This window comes from Paraburkholderia sp. PGU19, from assembly GCF_013426915.1.
In the GTDB taxonomy this organism is placed as follows: Bacteria; Pseudomonadota; Gammaproteobacteria; order Burkholderiales; family Burkholderiaceae; genus Paraburkholderia.
In genome coordinates this window covers 360,003-376,398 of sequence record NZ_AP023180.1, presented here as the reverse complement: position 1 = coordinate 376,398, position 16,396 = coordinate 360,003, and the positions used below count along the sequence as shown (strand labels likewise).

The window sequence follows — 16,396 nt, the reverse complement described above, 5'->3', positions numbered from 1 at the left end:
CGAACTCGCTCAGTTCGCGGTGCGCGAATGATGGCTCGACACGAATTGCTTGAAGCGCTCCGACTTCAGGTCGCCGAATACTTCGTCGGGCGTGCCGTCGCATTCCGTCTGCCCTTGATGCAGGAACATCACGCGGTTCGACACATGGCGCGCAAAGCCCATTTCGTGCGTGACGACCAACATGGTGCGGCCTTCTTCCGCGAGCGAGCGCATCACGCGCAGCACTTCGCCGACCAGTTCGGGATCGAGCGCGGAAGTCGGCTCGTCGAACAGCATGACTTTCGGGTGCATCGCAAGCGCGCGCGCAATCGCGACGCGCTGCTGCTGACCGCCCGACAGATGCGCCGGATAGTGACCCCGCTTTTCTGCAAGGCCGACCTTCGCGAGCAATGCTTCCGCTTCTTCGACAGCTTCTGCGCGGCTACGCTTTTGCACGCGCATCGGCCCTTCGATCAGGTTGTCGAGCACGGTCATGTGCGACCACAGATTGAAGTTCTGAAACACCATGCCGAGCTGCGAGCGGATGCGGTCGACCTGCTTGCGGTCGTCCGGTTGCAGCTTGCCGTCCTTGCGGCGTTTCATCTTCAGCGTTTCGCCCGCGAGCGCGACGCTGCCGTCGTCCGGCGTTTCGAGCAGATTCAGGCAGCGCAGGAACGTGCTCTTGCCCGAGCCGCTTGCGCCGAGAATCGAAATGACGTCGCCTTCATGCGCGTCGAGCGAAATGCCCTTTAAAACGTGATGGTCGCCAAACGACTTGTGAATGTTCTTGACCGACAGTGCAACGGGTGCCGTAGCGTTCATGAGATTCTCCTGGATGGGGCCGTCAGGGTGCGGCACGACGTGCTTCGGTAGCGGGCGGAATCGCGCGCGGCGCGGCGTTCACAGGCGCTGCGCGCAGATGACGCGACAGACGCCGTTCGAGCAGACCGAGCAGACGCACGACAACGAAGTTCAGGAACAGATAGATCAGCGCGGCGCAGATGAACACTTCCGTGGTGCGGTACGTCTGCTGGATGATCTGCTGCGCGACGCCCGTCACTTCCCACACGGTGACGAGACTCGCGAGTGCCGTCGACTTGACGAGCAGCACAGCCTCCGTCGAATACGCGGGCAGGCACTGGCGCAACGCGATCGGGCCGATGATGCGGCGCAGAAGCGAGAAGCCCGACAGACCGATCGAGTAACCCGCTTCGATCTGTCCAACAGGAACGGCCATCAGACCGCCGCGAATGATTTCCGCCGTATAGCCCGCCGTGCACAGTGCAAGCGAGAGCACCGCGCAGACATACGGCTCGCGGAGCACGGGCCACATGAAGCTTTCGCGGATCACGCCGAACTGGCCGAGGCCGTAGTAGACGAGAAACATCTGGATCAGCAGCGGCGAGCCGCGAAACACCAGAATGTACGCACGCGCAAAGCGGTTCGGCAGCCAGTGCGGCGACACGCGCATCGTGACGATCACGAGCGACAGCAAGCCGCCCAGAACCAGCGATGCGAAGAACAGACCCAGCGTGGTCGGCACGGCGCCGAGCAACTGGCGCAGCGTGTCGAGCAGAAAGTCGAAATCGAAAGACATGTTGGCGCTCCGTCGTCAGTTACGCGCGAAGTTGCGCCGGAAGGATTTGCCCACGTGTGCTTCGGCACGGTTGAAGACGCGGTTCGAGATACCCGTCATCACCAGATACAGCGCGCCGCCCACGACGAAAAAGAGGAAATACTGGTGCGTCGAACTGGCGGCGATCTGGCTTGCGCGCAGCAGTTCGGCAAGACCCGTCACCGAAATCAGCGCGGAGTCTTTCAGGCTCAGTTGCCATACGTTGCCGATACCCGGCAGCGCGAAACGCAGCACCTGCGGAATCAGAATGCGGCGAGCCATGGTCATGGTCGGCATGCCGATCGAGCGCGCCGCTTCGAGCTCGCCCTTCGACACCGCGAGCACCGCCGAGCGATACACCTCGGCCTGATACGCGCCCGAGATCATGCCGACGGCCAGTGCGCCGATCACGAACGGCGGCACGCCGACGAAGCCTTCGGCGCCGAACCACTGGCCCACCGTGGTCACGAGCGTCGAGCCGCCGAAATAGAACAGATAGATGACGAGCAGCTCGGGCACGCCTCGAAACACCGTCGTATACAGATCGCCCAGCACGCGCGCCGTGCGAAAACGCGACAGCTTCGCGGCCGCGATGATCGCGCCGAACACGGCGCCGACTGCGAGCGCCGCGAGCGTCAACGCGACGGTCATCAGTGCCGCGAGCAGCAGCACGCCGCCCCAGCCTTCCTGCCCGAAGCCGAGCGTCTCGATCAGAGCCATGGCTTACTCCTCATCCCTGCTTTCGTTGATTGACCTGCTTCGCCGAAACAGGTCGTTCGAGCAAGCGCGCGCCACTGCGGCGCGCGCATACGGCTATCGATCAAGGCGTGACGTCAGTCTTGAACCACTTGTCGGAGAGCTTCTTCACGGTGCCGTCCTTCAGCGCGTCGGCAATGGCCGTGTCGAACTTCGCCTTCAGGTCGGCGTCCTGCTTGCGGAACGCGAGGCCTTCGCCCGGACCCCAGATCGGGCCGCCGATCTTCGGTCCCGCCATCGAGATTTGCGCGGACTCTTTCTTGTCCGAGTTGGCGGCGTAGTACGTGACGTCGTCGAACGATGCGTCGATGCGGCCGTTCGCCAGATCGAGATCGCGTTCCGGCGAGGTCTTGTACACGCGGATCGTCGAGATGTCCTTGAAGCCGTCGTTGATGAATTTAGTGTAGACCGTGCCCGACTGGATGCCGATGGTCTTGCCCTTCAACTGCTTGCGCAGCGCGTCGACGGTCGGCTTGTCGGTCTTCGGGTCGCCCGTCAGCTTGACGACGGGTGCGCCCGGCGTGGCCTTCGGGATGACCTTCGTATCGGAGACGGCGAACGTGGCGGGCGTGGCCGCGTAGGGGCGCGAGAACGCAATGATCTTTTCACGCTCGGGCGTGATCGAGATCGCGTCCATCAAGACGTCGAACTTGCCTGCCTGCAGGCCGGGAATCATGCCGTCCCAGTCTTGTGCAACCAGGTTGCACTGCAGCTTGATGCGCTCGCACAGGTTAGCGACCAGTTCCGGCTCGAAGCCGCCCAGCTTGCCGCCCGGCAACGTGAGATTCCACGGCGCGTAGCCGCCTTCCAGCGCGATCGTCACCGACTTCCATTCCTTCGCCTGCGCGGGCGCGCCAGCGAGCGCCACGGCGCCGAGGACCGCGCCCATCAATACTTTCGACAACATAGTGCGGCTTGCCTTGTTCACCTTCACGTCGAATCTCCTTTTCGTCTGAACGGGTCCCGTCGCTTGTCGCGTGCCGGACATGTATAGACAAGTCTGCATGAGGTCAAAAATGATCGCAACTGAAATCCCGAAAAATTATTGAATTGTTCGGGTAAGCCCTTATTCAAAGGGATTCACGCGGGTTCGACCGGCCGCATGAGAGGACGTTTTAGCCGCGCCAAGCTGGTGCAGCTGACTAGACAGGTTGACGATTGCGGTGCCGCCTCTGCACCGGATTGGCACGCCGAAGCCTTGCAGCGGGGAACCTTGCAGCGGCGAAAGCCAACTTCCGGGCAGCCGCGCCGTAGTCATACATTGGTATGGCGGACAGGAACCTTTGGCCTGATCCGCTCATCTGCGAAGCGGCATGGCGTCAGACACGCGCATGACCTGGCAGCGTTTTCACCATCCAGACGGTCAGGGGACGCTACGTTAGTAGGTCTCGACTCGTTCGTATGTACGGCTGGAGCGCAGACCGTCGTCGCACTACATTGCCTACACCGCTGGCCGATCTGATGGCTGACGCAGGAGCCGGACTACAAGGGCTGATCCAGCGAGGCCCATCCGCTCCAGAACAAAAAGTTTGGCTTGCCGGGAATGAAAGTCGAAGTCGCCGTGTTTGCCCTTATGTAGCAAGCGACATCGAAACAGGATTGACAGAAGAGCACGACCAGACAGCCGTACGACAGCAGTTGATGCAGAAGCTTTAACGACGTTTTCAAGCTCATTCACCGGTTCGAATTGAACGCAATTCGTTCAGGATGCCGAAACAGTATTTTCGACGCACGAATGAGCCGAACGTTTAAACACACTCATTCAGGAGTTACATCATGAAGAAGATTTTTGTTTGCCTCGCAGTTGCAGCCGGTGCACTCGCCGCTCCCGCTCTGAGCTTCGCGCAATCGAATGGCCCCGTTACACGCGCCGAGGTTCGTGCCGATCTCGTTCGCGTCGAACAGGCTGGGTATCAGCCGGGCCGCGGCGAGGACATCAACTATCCGTCCGACATCCAGGCTGCCGAAGCGAAGATCGCCGCGCAGGACAACCACAATCTGACGAACAACGCAGTGGGCGGCGCCGCGATGACGGGTACGTCGTCGTCGGGCAAGTCCTCGCGTTCCGCTTCGAACAGCAACGCGTGTGTCGGCCCCGTCAGCTACTGCAATATTTTCTTCGGCAGCTAAATGGCGCGCACCTGACCCTGCGCCCCACTGTCAGGCGCAGGGTCGCGCCAGCATCCCTTTCTGGTCTGTTTCCCCTGTTTCAGTTCCTGATTTACGGAGTCTCTTGTGAAAAGTTCGTTGCACGTAGCCGCGGCCCTTGCGTTGTCGAGCGGTCTTCTCGCCTCTTCGGGCGCGATGGCGCAGGACGCCCAACTGGCGCACGCGCCCGTCAAGAATATCGTTCTGGTTCATGGCGCCTGGGTGGACGGTTCGGGCTGGAAGCCCGTCTACGACATCCTCACCAAAGACGGCTATCACGTCACGCTCGTGCAGGAACCGCTGACCTCGCTCGACGACGACGTCGCAGCAACGAAGCGTGTCCTCGATCTGCAAAACGGCCCGACGATTCTCGTCGGCCATAGCTACGGCGGCTCGATCATCACGGAAGCAGGCGTCGATCCGCATGTAGTCGGTCTCGTGTATGTCGCTGCGCATGCGCCGAATGTCGGCGAAGACGAAGCGACGCTCGGCAAGGGCAAGCCCAGCTACACGTCGAAGCAGCCGGGCGCAATCGATAAAACGGATGACGGCTATACGTATCTGAATCCGTCCGTGTTCCCGAACGACTTCGCTGGCGATCTGCCGCTGAAGCAGGCGCAATTCGAAGCGCAATCGCAGATGCTGACGGCCGCGAAAGTGTTCTCGCAGCCGCTGACGGCCGCAGCCTGGACGACCAAGCCGAGCTGGGGCATCGTCGCGGGCAGCGACGAAATCATCAATCCGGATCTGGAACGTTGGTACTACCAGCGCGCGCATAGCCACACGACAGTGATTCCGGGCGCAAGCCACTCGGTCTACGAATCGCGTCCGCAGCAGGTCGCGGCCGTGATCGAGGATGCCGCGAAGCACGCACAGCAATAATCGTCGACGCTCACGCCAGCCGTGAACGCTGAATGCGAAGCGGCGCGCCCACAAGGCGCGCCGCGCGCGTAGTGCAGGTCATCGAATCAGTTGCCGAAATAGACATTGCATTGCGTACCCGTCGAGCAATTACGCGTAGACGGCATCGTTCTGCCCGACGAAGTGCGGCTATCCATCGTGCCGCCATACGACATATCCGTCGTCGCTTGCGCCGACGCATTCGCATTGTTCTGCATCGTGGCCTTCGATGCATCGCTGCTCTGCGCGATGTCCTCGGCCATCGTCGCGACGGGGATGGCCATCAGCAATGCGCCCGCCACGGGTAACGCCATCAGGATCTTCATGTCGAACTCCTTCCATGCAGGCGAATCGCCACGCCCTGCATCACGATTCGCCGGACGCCCATCGACGCCTGCGCCATCCGCATCGTTTCGACCGATGCCCGCAGGCGTGAAATCGCGCGCAGCGGCCACCCGCGCCGCAACGTGCCTTTGTTCTATATGCGATTGATTGGCTCAAAGCCGCCGAGTCTGTCGGGCGGCGCAGTGCGGCGCGAAAACGCCGGTTTCTGATCGTTTGACTATCGGCTGCGCAGAGAAGGTCCGCACTGCTGTTTCTGTTATAGACCTTTGCGACGAGACTGCAATGGCCTCTCGCTGCACTGCAATGCGGCGCGCATCGGCTGGCGAGGCGCGCCGTCCGGCGTTGTGTAACGGCTAACGTAAGTTGGTTTTCACCAGTTCGACGATCTCGTCGCCGCGGCCGTTGAGAATCGCGCGCAGCATGTAAAGACTGAAGCCCTTGGCCTGCGACAGCTCGATGGTCGGCGGCATGGCGAGTTCGTGTTTGTCCGTAACGACATCGACGAGCGCCGGGCCCTTGTGTGCGAATGCCTGTTTCAGCGCGCCCTCCAGTTCTTCGGAATCCTCGACGCGGAGCGAAAAAATGCCCGCACCTTTCGCGATTTGCGCAAAATCGGTCTTGCTCAGATCGACGTTCGTGTCGAGATAGCCACCCGCCTTCAGCTCCATCGAAACGAAACCCAGCAGGCTGTTGTTGTACACGATGACCTTGATGGGCAGCTCGAGCTGACGCGCCGTGAGCAGATCGCCGAGCAGCATCGACAGTCCGCCGTCGCCCGATAGCGACACCACCTGCCGCCCCGGATGTGCCGCCTGCGCGCCGAGCGCCTGCGGCATCGCATTGGCCATCGAGCCATGATTGAACGAGCCGTGCAGCTGCCGCTTGCCGTTCATCGTCAGATAGCGCGCCGCCCAGAGCGTGGGCGTGCCGACGTCGGCCGTAAAGATGGCGTCGTCGCCAGCGGCTTCGTCGATCATGCGCGTCAGATACTGCGGATGGATCGGCGCGCCGGGGTCGGAAGGCGTGGCGAGTTCGTCGAGATCGCGGCGTGCTTCTTCGTAGTGCGCGGTGGCCATATCGACGAAGGTGCGGTCGTCTTTGCGCTTGAGCTTCGGCAGCAGCGAGGCGACGGTCTCTTTCACGGTGCCGACGAGGCCCATCGCGAGCGGCGCGCGCTTGCCGAGCTGCGAGCCCTTCCAGTCGATCTGCACGACCTTCGCGTCGGGCGGATAGAACGGCCGGTAGGGAAAGTCGCAGCCGAGCAGTAGCAGCACGTCGCACGACATCATTGCGTGATAGCCGGAGCTGAAGCCGATCAGCCCTGTCATGCCGACGTCGAACGGATTGTCGTACTCGATGAACTGCTTGCCACGGAGCGCGTGGACGATCGGCGCGCCTAGCGTGTCGGCGAGTTTGACCACTTCGTCGTGGGCGCCCGCGACGCCGCTGCCGCACATGATCGTGACCGCTTCGCAGTCGTTGAGCATTGTCGCGAGTTTGGTGAGTTCACTGTCGGGCGGCAGGATCGCGGACGGCGCGGTCGGATTCCAGACGGGCGACAGCGACGGGCCTTCGCTCAACGCGATATCGCCGGGCAGCACGATCACGGCGACGCCGCGCTGCTCGATTGCGGTGCGCATTGCGCGTTCGAGTACGCGCGGGAATTGTGAAGCGTTCACTATCAGTTCGGCGAAGTGGCTGCACTCCTTGAAGATTTCAGTGGGGTGCGTTTCCTGGAAGTAGCCGAGGCCGATTTCCGTCGATGGAATGTGCGCGGCGATCGCGAGGACGGGTTGCTGGTTGCGGTGGCAGTCGTATAGGCCGTTGATCAGGTGCAGGTTGCCTGGGCCGCAGCTGCCTGCGCAGATGGCAAGCTGGCCGCTTGCGGCGGCGTCGGCGCCTGCTGCGAAGGCGGCTGCTTCTTCGTGACGTGTGTGCATCCAGCGGATCGAGCCCACCTGGTCGAGGCTGAATGCCAGGCCGTTCAGACTGTCGCCTGTGACGCCCCATATGCGTTTTACGCCTGCGGCGGCTAGGGTTTTTGCAAGGTAATCCGCGATTGTGGTCTTTGCCATGAGCGTTCCTTGAAATGGGGTTTTTGGGTTTTTTGTCTGCGACGCTGGGTGGTTTGCCTGTTTGTTCGCTGGCGTTCGCGATGCGTTTGGTTTTTATGCCTTTGCGCTGGCATCCGCGTTGTGTCTTCGTGCTTCACGCGTCGCCCCTGTGCGGGGCGGCACCTACTTTTCTTTGCCGCCGCAAAGAAAAGTAGGCAAAAGAAAGCGGCTAACACCGCCAATTCTTCTTTCTGCCTGAGGGCCCCCAACGGGTCCCTTGCTTCACGCGGCAACTTCTCGATTCGCGTTCGTTGCTAACGCTCTTACGATACTCATCACCCGCTTCACGCACCCGCGTTGCGGCACGCCGTGCCAGATAGTCCACTGCCGCCCAGGTGGCAAACTGTGTGTAGGCCGTAGTGCCTCGCACGCCTCACTCCGGACCGATAGCGCACGCGTTCCACCCTGTAGGAGCGCCAAGCTATACGACGCGACAACCTACACACAGTTTGCCACCTGGGCGGCACATACCATTCGCTGCCGCTTGCCCGAGTACGGGTATTCGAAGCGGGTGAGGCGTTCATTCGAAGCGTTGGCAACGCACGCAAACAAAGGCGCCGCCGCGTGAAGCATAAGACCGGTTGGGGGCCCTCAGGCAAGAACAAGGATTGGCGGTGTGAGCCGCTTTCTTTTGCCTACTTTTCTTTGCGGCGGTAAAGAAAAGTAGGTGCCGCCCGCACAGGGGCGACGCGTGAAGCTAGATAACAAATCGCGGACGCCAGCGAAAAACCCCAAAAAACCAAACCGGATGCCACCGCAAAGCCAAAGCAAACCACCCAGCGTCGCAGACAGACAAACAAAAAAAATCACCACACATACGGCACAAACCGATACCGAACCCGCGCAGCATATTCCTTATAGCCCGCGAGTTGCGCGCACAGCATGCGCTCCTCGAGCACTGCGCGATAACCCAGCCCAACAACCAGCAACGGCACACAAGCAAGCCCCCAAAAAGAGCCCAGCAACAACGGCGTGCCGAAAAGAAACAAAATAGCCCACGCATACATCGGATGCCTTACATACGCATACGGCCCGCTATCACTAACCTTATGCCCACGCTCAGCCATGATCTTCACAACAGGCGCAGCATAGCTATTCGCGCGAAAAACCGACCGCATGGCAACCATGCTAACCAGAATAGCAAGCACGCCCACAACCTGCAGCGATGGGTGCATCGACGACCAGTCAAACCGCCGCGCATCGAATCCCATCAACACGAGCCACCCGCACCATGCAATGGCGACGCACACCATGAAGAACTTGTCCCACGCGCCCTGCCCGCGTTGAATAAAAGAACCAAGCCGCTCCGCAAGCAACGCCGGATCGTGGTGCGCAAGCCACACGCCCACCCACACCCCGAGCGCGCCCATTTCGAACAGATAACACCACGCCCCGGCCACGCGAGCGTGCCCGCCGCACCGAACAGCACGGCGCCCATGCCCGCAAGCCACAACACTGTCTGAACGATGAGCCGCGCGATCATCACGCTCGACCTATGACGCCGCGCCTTCCGTCGACACGCGCCGGTAAATCTCCGCGACATCGATATCGCCAAGCTCGATCAGGAACGTGTCCCGCAGGCATATTTCGAGCTCGTGCGCGCTTTCGATCCGGCGCTCGATCGCCTCGCCGTCTATCGAACGCGCGGTAAGACGGTCGTTGTACAGCGTCAGCCGCCCTTCCGGTGTCACGCGGCATACGACGAGACTCGTCGTGAAGAACGACGTGGGATGCGTCGACGTGTACCAGTTCGATACCTCGTAATCGATCCATTCCGCGCGCTGCAGATCGAAACGATACGTCTTGAGCCACGTTTCGCCCGATAGCACCTCGAGATCGAACGCGCCTTGCGACGCATCGGCGAGACGGAATGGCTCGTGTGCGGTCTGCTGCGCGACGCCCGTTTGCAGCCGCAACGGCGACGTCAGCGTGACCGCGCCGAAGCCGACGTCGGCGATCCACGGCTGATCGTCGACGGTCACGCGCAGCAGCATGTGCGTGCGCGGTGTGATCGCGTCCGGCTCGCGGCCCCACAGCACGCGCGCGATCATCGGCGTCACGTCGAAGCCGAGTTGCATCAGCACATGCGCGAACAGACGGTTCTGCTCGAAACAATAGCCGCCGCGCCGCCGCTCGATCAGCTTGTCGACGACGGCAGGCAGATCCAGATCGACGCGGCGGCCCGTCAGCGGATCGAGGTTTTCGAACGGGATCGACATCGGATGCAGGCGTTGCAACTCGCGCAACACGTCGAGCGTCGCGGCCTGCGGCCCCGTATAGCCAATACGCCTGAAATAGCGGTCGAGATCGAGAGTGCTGGACATCCGGTGCTCCTGGTTAGCGTGGGTGGCGTTGCCGATGCTTCGTTGCCGATGCTTATCTGCTTGTATGCGCGCTGCAGGGATCAGCGACAGCGTACCGTCATTGACCCGCGCCGTGCGCGAAGCCCTCATATGCGAAGGCCCATTTACGAACGGTCGAACGGATGCGCGCCGATCATCGCATCGCGCGCGGCGACACATGATGGATTACAAGACGCTGCAATGCATCACGCGCCGCCTGAGCACCATGCACGCTCGTCAGAAACCTTTAAGCGCCGAGGTCGCGATCGACGGCACGCTGATGCCATGGCTCGACGCGAACTGCACAGCGGCGCTCAACGTCGACGCGAGCGACTGCAACTGCCCCGGCGCGGACTGCGCGATATACGACGCGGCCTGCGCAGTCTGCGGATTCATGCCCGCTTGCAGCAACGACGACGGATTCATCTGCCCGACGCTGCCGAGGCTCGATTGCAGGCTCGAATACTGGCTCACACCCTGGCCGAGCGATGCGAGGCCGTTGGTGAACGCCTGCTTGTCGACGGGCGTCGACGGGTCCGATGCGCGGCTCGTGAACGCCTGTGTGAGCGTCTGCGACAACGACTGCTGCGTGCTGCCCACCTGCGACAACTGGCTAACCGATGGCGTGCCGCCGCTCAACAGTCCGGATGCCTGCTGCGCCTGGCTCGCCGCGCCCGACAGCCCCATCGCCGATGCGAGACTCGACTGGCCGCTCAAGACCTGCTGGTTCGCTCCGACGTAGGTCTGCAGCAATTGCCCGATCCCGCCCGACGAAGCGGCCGCCCCCGCATTGCCCGACGAATTGCCGCCGCCAATGCCGAATTGCTGAAGGTTCAATTGCGCGAAGCTCGCGCTGCTCACGAACAGGCCGGTGGCGAATAGCGCGGCGCAGAGAGTACGTGTTTTCATGGCTGGCCCTCCTGTCATGTGTCTGATGTGTGACGTTCGTCTCGACTTGATGCGTCGTTTATGTCCGTTCGACACCCGCGCACGGCACGCGTTCGCGCTTTCGTCAGACGTCATGATGCACCGCAAAACGCGGGCCCGCGCTTTCAACCACTCGGTCAATGCGCGTGACGATGGCCGTCGCCTGCATCGGGGTTAAACGCAGCAGTCACGCCACGCGTCACGCCCTCGCTCGCGCTTCGCGCGCTTCCCGCGTCTCGCGCGGCGACCCGCGCACCGACAGGTCCTGCATCATCTGCGCGGCGAAATAGTCGCAAGTAGGACGATCCGATTTCGCGCTGCGCGCGACGACGATATCGAGCGGTTCAATCGCGGGCAGACCTTGCTCGGCGCCGAGTATCGCGAGCCGCGACGGAACGCTGCAGCGCGCGAGAGCAATCACGGACAACCCCGCGTCCACGGTCGCCACGAGGCCGCTCAGGCTCGCGCTGCTGTACGCGGCGCGATAACGGATGCGTGCCCGGTCGAGCGCCGCGAGCGTATTCGAACGCGCGACGCAGCCGGGCTCGTACAGCCCGACTGGCAACGGCGACACGTTCAGCACCGATGTATCTTCGGACGCACCTACCCACACCATCGGCTCGCTGCGCACGAATTCGCCGCGCAATTTGCGGTCGCGCGTGACGAACGCGAGGTCGATCTTGTTGTCCGCGAGCATCGGCGCGAGCGCGGTGCTCTGCGCGCAGACGATCTCGATCTCCACATGCGGATACAGGTTCGAGAAGCGCCGCAACACGGGCGACAGCAACGACGACACGTAATCGTCCGGCGCGCCGAGCACCACGCGCCCCGTCACCTCGGGCCGCACGATGGCCGACCATGCTTCCTCGTGCAGATCGATCACACGCCGCGCATATTCGAGCAGCGTATTGCCGGGCCGCGTCAGCGACAGGTTGCGCGTATCGCGAGCAAAAAGCGTCGTGCCGAGCATTCGCTCGAGCCGCTTGATCTGCATGCTGACGGCCGCCTGCGAACGATGCACGGTGACAGCCGCCTTCGTGAAGCTGCCCGCTTCGACCACGGCGACGAAGGTACGCAGCAAATCGACATCGAACTCGGGGTGCATGATTTATCAATCCGGCTTATGGAATTTCTCAATTTTATTCGTTTGCCACGATAAGGCAACGCGTCGATACTCGGACGCATATAACGCGATCGAGGGATTTACTGTCATGTCTTTGTCGTCGGTATCGTCGCTATCGCTTAGCCGAAGCCAGCAAGGCGCGCTCACGCTTGCGAGCGGCGGCCTGCTGATGGGCACGATTGGCGTGTTCGTCGAGGAAGCGCGGCTCGGCGCGCTGACGCTGGTGTTCTTTCGCTGCCTGTTCGGGTTTCTGTCGCTTGCTGCGTATTGCGCATATAAGGGCTACTTCGCGCGCCGTTACTTCACGCGACGCACATTGCTGCTCGCGGCGCTATCCGGCGTGCTGATGGTGACGCAGTGGGTCGGTTTCTTCGATGCGATTCATCGCACGAGCATCGCGGTGGCGACCGTCGTGTTTCATGTGCAGCCGTTCTGGGTCGTGTTGATCGGCGCTGCGCTGTTCAATGAGCGGCTTGGCATCGACCGGTTGGGGTGGATCGCGACAGCGTTCGTCGGGCTGGTGCTCGCGTCCGGCGTCGCGGGAGCGGGTTCATTGCAGGGGCATTCGAGCTATCTGATCGGGATTGGCGAGGCGCTCGCCGGTTCCGTGCTCTATGCAAGTGTCACGCTGATTGCCAAGAGTCTTGGCGATTTGCGGCCCCATCTGCTGACGCTTGCGCAATGTGCTGTTGGTGTCGTGTGCTTGCCGTTTATTGCGCCGCTGGGCGCGGAGCATATCGGGCCGATGCAGTGGTTCTGGTTGATCGGGATGGGCGTGTTGCATACAGGGCTTTCTTATGTGCTGATCTATGGCGCGCTGCCGAAGCTCTCGACGCCTGTAATCGCGGTTCTGCTGTTCGTGTATCCGCTGACGGCGATTGCCGTCGATGCAATTGTTTATGGGCGGGCGCTGGGTGTTTCGCAGATGGGGGGATGGTGTTGATTGTTGTTGCCAGTCTTGGCGTTAATCTTGGGTGGCCGTTGGTGTCGGTTTTGCGCTTGCGGGCGAGTTAGTGGTTTTTTTTGTCTGCGACGCTTTGGGGTTTGCTGGTGGTTTGCGCTGGCGTCCGCGTTTTGCCTTCACGCTTCATGCTTCATGCGTCGCCGTTTGGTGTGTTGGCCTTTGCGCCGGCATCCGCGTTACGGTGTTTGCTGTTCACGCGGTTCTGCTTTTTGGGGTTTTCGCTGGCATCCGCGATGCGTTAGCGTGCTTCACGCGTCGCCCCTGTGCGGGGCGGCACCTACTTTTCTTTGCCGCCGCAAAGAAAAGTAGGCAAAAGAAAGCGGCTCACACCGCCAGTTCTTGTGTTTGCCTGAGGGCCCCACAGGGTCTTACGCTTCGCACGGTAACCTGCTTGTTCCGCGTTCGTTGCCAGCGCGCTTGCGGTGCGCCTCACCCGCTTCACGCACCCGCGTTGCGGCACGTGTTAGCGCCGGTGTAAAAGCGACGCTAAACGACGGCGCAAGGCTGAGCGGTTCACTCAAGTACAAAGGGGCCGCGCGGGCCCCTTTCGTTGTATGCGCAGCGTTGATCAGAACGGCGGGTCGTGCTCGTTGAACGGCGGCTCGCGTTGCCGGCGATCTTGGCGCAGGACCTGCTGCATGTCGGACAGATAGCGTGCGCAGATCACTTCACGCAGGTCGTCGAGCAGTTCAAACACGGCGAGCGCCTGTTCGGGCGTCCAGTCCGCGGGGACGATGAAGCTTAAGCCGCGGGTGCGGCCGGAAGGCAGCGGCGGGGCTTTCATGAGGACTCGCCTCCTTTGGCGGATTTACCGGGACTGCGCTGGCGGGCGCGTTTGTCGGCCCGTTCACGCGCTTCCTTCAAGCGATACGATTCGCCTTCGATCGGGATGACCTCGGCGTGATGCACGAGGCGATCGACGAGCGACACGACACAGGCGGCGTTCGGGAACACCTCGTGCCATTCGGCAAACGGTCGATTCGATGTAACGATGGTGCTGTTGTTCTGGTATCTCCGGCTGATCAGCTCGAACAGCAGATCGGCGTGGCGATTCGAGTACGAGAGGTAGCCGACCTCGTCGATTACAAGGACGTCGGGCGCAGCATAGCGATGCAGGCGCCGGCGCAGCGTTGAATCGCTATCGAGCGCAGCGAGTTCGCCCAGCATATTGCCGGCGGTGGTGAACAGCACCGTGTGTCCATGCACGAGTGCCTGATGCGCGACGTTCTTCGCCAGTGTCGACTTGCCCACGCCGTTTGGGCCGATGAGCACGACGTTCGCGGCGTCCTTCAGGAACCCGAGTGTCATCAGATCTTCGATGGCGCCGCGATCACACCGCGACGGCCAACTCCAGTCGAAGTCGCACAACGCCTTGAAGCCACCCAGATGCGCATCCTTGATGCGCCGCTCGAGTGATCGGCGCGCCCGTTCGTCTTCCTCCCACTGCACCAGCGGCGCGACCCACGGTTCATGCGCAACCTCGGGCCAGTGGGCAAGCAGCCCGTGCAAACGTAATTCCTGCGCACGCATACGTAATGATTCAAGCGAGCTCATCGGGACCTCCAGCAAGTTGATCGTAGGTATCGAGCCGGTGGGGTTGAACCGGCGCGTCCTTCTGGCGCACGTGCGGCGGTAGGCACACGGCCAGCGGCGGGGGTAATTGACGCGCTTCGCGACGGCGCTCCAGCGCCAGGCGCACGGCATTCGGGTGGGGCACACCGCTTTCGAGCGCATCGCCGATCGCGGCCTGCAATTGCGCGGCGCCGTAGCGATCGAGCATGCGCAGCAGCGCTGCCGTGATGGTGCCCAGGTTCGCACCGCGTTCGGCCGCGCCGCGCAGCAGATCCTGACTGGCGGGGGCGGCCCTGGCCAGGCGATCCATGCCACGATGATGGCGAGCCTCGCGTTTGACGCCGACGAGTGTCTTGATGTGAACCGGCTCTTCGATTTGCGCGCCGCGGTCGTAGCTGCGATCGTGACGCGCAATGACATCGGCACCGTCCAGCACGCGTACCTGCTCGAGATCGGCGCGTACCGTGAGCGTGCGCCGCACGTGCGTGTGCGGGATCGAGTAGTCGTTTAGATCGAAGCGTACATAGGGCGTCTTCCCGACCTTGACGGCGAGCGTTTCCTCAACAGGATACGGGTTCTTCGGTAGCGCAAGCAGCATCGGCTGCTCCTGGGCAAACGCCTGGCGCACACTGATCGCTCGATCCTCCGGGCACGGGCGATCGGCTGCCTGCGTGCGGCACCAGTGCTCGGCTTGCGCATTCAGATCGTCCAGATCGGTGAACTGCCTGGCCGCGAAGAACGCGTCGCGGACATGACGAATTGCACGCTCGACGCGGCCCTTCTCGTTGCCGCGCGCAATCGCCACCGGTCTCGGTTCGAAGCGATAGTGCGCGGCGAAGGCGAGCAGCGTCGGGTGGAAACGAATGGCGTCCCCCTGGCGTTCGAGCACGGCGCTCTTGAGGTTATCGTAGAGGATGACCCTGCCGAGCCCGCCCCAGCGGGTGAAGGCGCCGATATGACCGCGCAGGAAGTTCTCCATGCGCGCGTCGAGGAAGAAGCGCAGATACAGGTCGCGCGAGTACGAGAGCACCATCACGAAGGCCATCAAGGGCCGGCGCGCGCGGCCAATTTGCAGGTGGCCGAAGTGCCCCCAGTCGCATTGCATCTGTTCGCCGGGCAAGGTGCGCAACCGCAGATACGCTTCGGCAGCCGGGCGTGGCCGATGCAGCGAGATCAGATGCCGGAAGTGCGTGGGGCCACCTTGATAGCCGCGCTCGCGCACCATGCCGTACAGGCGGCTGGCGGTAAGCGTTGGGTACTTCTCGAGCGTCTGGCGAATGAACGGCAGGTACGGCTCGATCATCGAAGAGCGCGGCGCCGGACCGTGGCGCGGTAGGCCAGCCTGTGCGAGCACACGTTTGACAGTCCCGCGATGCACGTGCAGTTGCTGCGCGATCGTGCCGCAGCGCCACTTCTCGACGTGGTAGAGCCGCAGGATATGGGCTTCGAGTTCAGCGTCAATCGTCACCGTCAGAGCCTCCTCGGAATCGGTAGATGCAATGAGGAGCTCGACGGCGCAACGGGCCAAGGCGCACGAACGGCGAACAGGCACAGCCGCATAGGTGGCAATGCTTCGTCGCCGGTACCGAGGTTGTGACGCGACGATGAGTG

14 protein-coding genes and 2 pseudogenes are annotated in these 16,396 nt (G+C 62.2%); 3 read left to right on the top strand and 13 right to left on the bottom strand.

The genetic code is table 11. The annotated features are described in order from the left end of the window. Positions 1-9: 9 nt before the first annotated feature. The 4 genes from H1204_RS19325 to H1204_RS19310 all read right to left on the bottom strand — a co-directional run bounded on the left by H1204_RS19325 (position 10) and on the right by H1204_RS19310 (position 3,257). Positions 10-801, bottom strand: coding sequence for an ATP-binding cassette domain-containing protein (locus H1204_RS19325; RefSeq protein ID WP_007587171.1), 792 nt, complete (start codon positions 799-801; stop codon positions 10-12). 22 nt (positions 802-823) lie between these two features. Further along, positions 824-1,576 (bottom strand): ABC transporter permease subunit, encoded by a 753-nt coding sequence (locus tag H1204_RS19320; protein ID WP_180732293.1) that lies wholly within the window; start codon positions 1,574-1,576, stop codon positions 824-826. A 15-nt stretch (positions 1,577-1,591) separates the two neighbouring features. Further along, positions 1,592-2,314, bottom strand: a complete 723-nt coding sequence (locus tag H1204_RS19315; protein WP_007587161.1) for an ABC transporter permease subunit — start codon at positions 2,312-2,314, stop codon at positions 1,592-1,594. 100 nt (positions 2,315-2,414) lie between these two features. Then, on the bottom strand, positions 2,415-3,257 hold the full coding sequence (locus H1204_RS19310; RefSeq protein WP_180733228.1) for a transporter substrate-binding domain-containing protein: 843 nt from the start codon (positions 3,255-3,257) through the stop codon (positions 2,415-2,417). A gap of 869 nt (positions 3,258-4,126) precedes the next feature. Between H1204_RS19310 and H1204_RS19305 the strand changes: the two genes are divergently transcribed. Further along, positions 4,127-4,480 carry a DUF4148 domain-containing protein gene (locus H1204_RS19305; RefSeq protein WP_180732292.1) on the top strand — a complete coding sequence of 118 codons (354 nt, stop codon included), beginning with the start codon at positions 4,127-4,129 and terminating at the stop codon, positions 4,478-4,480. Between the two features lie 105 nt (positions 4,481-4,585). After that, positions 4,586-5,380, top strand: a complete 795-nt coding sequence (locus tag H1204_RS19300) for an alpha/beta hydrolase (protein ID WP_180732291.1) — start codon at positions 4,586-4,588, stop codon at positions 5,378-5,380. 86 nt (positions 5,381-5,466) lie between these two features. Here H1204_RS19300 and H1204_RS19295 read toward each other — a convergent pair whose 3' ends face one another. The 6 genes and pseudogenes from H1204_RS19295 to H1204_RS19270 form a co-directional block, all read right to left on the bottom strand. Continuing rightward, positions 5,467-5,724 carry a hypothetical protein gene (locus H1204_RS19295; protein ID WP_180732290.1) on the bottom strand — a complete coding sequence of 86 codons (258 nt, stop codon included), beginning with the start codon at positions 5,722-5,724 and terminating at the stop codon, positions 5,467-5,469. Between the two features lie 372 nt (positions 5,725-6,096). After that, on the bottom strand, positions 6,097-7,818 hold the full coding sequence (gene poxB / locus H1204_RS19290; RefSeq protein ID WP_180732289.1) for a ubiquinone-dependent pyruvate dehydrogenase: 1,722 nt from the start codon (positions 7,816-7,818) through the stop codon (positions 6,097-6,099). An 845-nt stretch (positions 7,819-8,663) separates the two neighbouring features. Further along, a pseudogene (locus tag H1204_RS19285) lies at positions 8,664-9,340 on the bottom strand (isoprenylcysteine carboxylmethyltransferase family protein). 10 nt (positions 9,341-9,350) lie between these two features. After that, positions 9,351-10,181 carry an arylamine N-acetyltransferase gene (locus tag H1204_RS19280; RefSeq protein ID WP_180732288.1) on the bottom strand — a complete coding sequence of 277 codons (831 nt, stop codon included), beginning with the start codon at positions 10,179-10,181 and terminating at the stop codon, positions 9,351-9,353. Positions 10,182-10,436: 255 nt separating this feature from the next. Continuing rightward, positions 10,437-11,108, bottom strand: a complete 672-nt coding sequence (locus tag H1204_RS19275) for a hypothetical protein (protein ID WP_180732287.1) — start codon at positions 11,106-11,108, stop codon at positions 10,437-10,439. Between the two features lie 217 nt (positions 11,109-11,325). After that, entirely contained in the window at positions 11,326-12,231 is a 906-nt protein-coding gene (locus H1204_RS19270) for a LysR family transcriptional regulator (protein ID WP_086917221.1), read from the bottom strand. 106 nt (positions 12,232-12,337) lie between these two features. Between H1204_RS19270 and H1204_RS19265 the strand changes: the two are divergent. After that, positions 12,338-13,263 (top strand): annotated as a pseudogene (locus H1204_RS19265) (DMT family transporter). A gap of 518 nt (positions 13,264-13,781) precedes the next feature. Here the strand turns inward: H1204_RS19265 and H1204_RS19260 are convergent. The 3 genes from H1204_RS19260 to istA are packed head-to-tail and all read right to left on the bottom strand — an operon-like array spanning position 13,782 to position 16,253. Further along, complete coding sequence (locus tag H1204_RS19260) at positions 13,782-13,997, bottom strand: hypothetical protein (protein WP_180729656.1); 216 nt, start codon at positions 13,995-13,997, stop codon at positions 13,782-13,784. Continuing rightward, positions 13,994-14,767, bottom strand: coding sequence for an IS21-like element helper ATPase IstB (gene istB / locus H1204_RS19255; RefSeq protein WP_180732286.1), 774 nt, complete (start codon positions 14,765-14,767; stop codon positions 13,994-13,996). The genes H1204_RS19260 and istB overlap by 4 nt, the downstream gene beginning before the upstream one ends. Further along, positions 14,754-16,253, bottom strand: a complete 1,500-nt coding sequence (gene istA, locus H1204_RS19250; protein ID WP_180732285.1) for an IS21 family transposase — start codon at positions 16,251-16,253, stop codon at positions 14,754-14,756. Before istA ends, istB begins: the two co-directional genes overlap by 14 nt. Between the last annotated feature and the right edge of the window lie 143 nt (positions 16,254-16,396).